This is a genomic window from Streptomyces sp. URMC 126 (genome assembly GCF_051386555.1).
Classification (GTDB): domain Bacteria; phylum Actinomycetota; class Actinomycetes; order Streptomycetales; family Streptomycetaceae; genus Streptomyces.
In genome coordinates this window covers 1-286 of the sequence record NZ_JBPQTX010000775.1, presented here as the reverse complement: position 1 = coordinate 286, position 286 = coordinate 1, and the positions used below count along the sequence as shown (strand labels likewise).

The 286-nt window shown below is 75.5% G+C and carries 1 protein-coding gene; it reads left to right on the top strand.

Annotated features, from left to right (window positions below):
• A partial coding sequence (locus ACSNOK_RS33860) for a fibronectin type III-like domain-contianing protein (protein ID WP_436784583.1) occupies positions 1–198 on the top strand: 198 nt, incomplete at its 5' end.
• Between the last annotated feature and the right edge of the window lie 88 nt (positions 199–286).

The window sequence follows — 286 nt, the reverse complement described above, 5'->3', positions numbered from 1 at the left end:
GCCAGATGGCTCGCCGGGTACATACCGGTCGAGGCGGAACCGGGGGAGGCGGTGACCGCGGTGGTGCGGGTTCCGGCCCGTGCGCTGCGGCACTGGTCGCAGGCCGACCGCGGCTGGCGGGTGGAGCCGGGCGCGTACCGGGTGCTCGTCGGGCCGTCCGCGGGGAAACTGCCGCTGGCCGCCACCGTGGAGGTGTGAGCCGGGTCCGAGAGGCCCGGCCCATCCCGACGGGAGAGCGCTCCCGCGCTCCCGGGCGCCGTCGATAGGCTACGGACATGAGCAGACA